The sequence below is a fragment of the Leclercia sp. M-A074-M genome (genome assembly GCF_965195605.1).
Taxonomy (GTDB): Bacteria; Pseudomonadota; Gammaproteobacteria; order Enterobacterales; family Enterobacteriaceae; genus Enterobacter.
The window spans coordinates 1-694 of the sequence record NZ_CBDAHM010000033.1; the positions used below are offsets into that span (position 1 = coordinate 1).

Here is a 694-nt window from a genome sequence, read left to right on the forward strand (position 1 = left end):
GTGTTGTTGGGTAGGGGAGCGTTCTGTAAGCCTGCGAAGGTGTGCTGTGAGGCATGCTGGAGGTATCAGAAGTGCGAATGCTGACATAAGTAACGATAAAGCGGGTGAAAAGCCCGCTCGCCGGAAGACCAAGGGTTCCTGTCCAACGTTAATCGGGGCAGGGTGAGTCGACCCCTAAGGCGAGGCCGAAAGGCGTAGTCGATGGGAAACAGGTTAATATTCCTGTACTCGGTGTTACTGCGAAGGGGGGACGGAGAAGGCTATGTTGGCCGGGCGACGGTTGTCCCGGTTTAAGCATGTAGGCGGAGGTTCCAGGTAAATCCGGTACCTTGTTAACGCTGAGGTGTGATGACGAGGCACTACGGTGCTGAAGCAACAAATGCCCTGCTTCCAGGAAAAGCCTCTAAGCATCAGGTAACACCAAATCGTACCCCAAACCGACACAGGTGGTCAGGTAGAGAATACCAAGGCGCTTGAGAGAACTCGGGTGAAGGAACTAGGCAAAATGGTGCCGTAACTTCGGGAGAAGGCACGCTGATATGTAGGTGAAGCCCCTGCGGGTGGAGCTGAAATCAGTCGAAGATACCAGCTGGCTGCAACTGTTTATTAAAAACACAGCACTGTGCAAACACGAAAGTGGACGTATACGGTGTGACGCCTGCCCGGTGCCGGAAGGTTAATTGATGGGGTTAGC

General features: G+C 53.6%; 1 rRNA gene. It reads left to right on the forward strand.

The features are described from left to right. Window positions 1-694: ribosomal RNA gene (locus ACOKCT_RS22935) — 23S ribosomal RNA — on the forward strand; the annotation flags it as partial.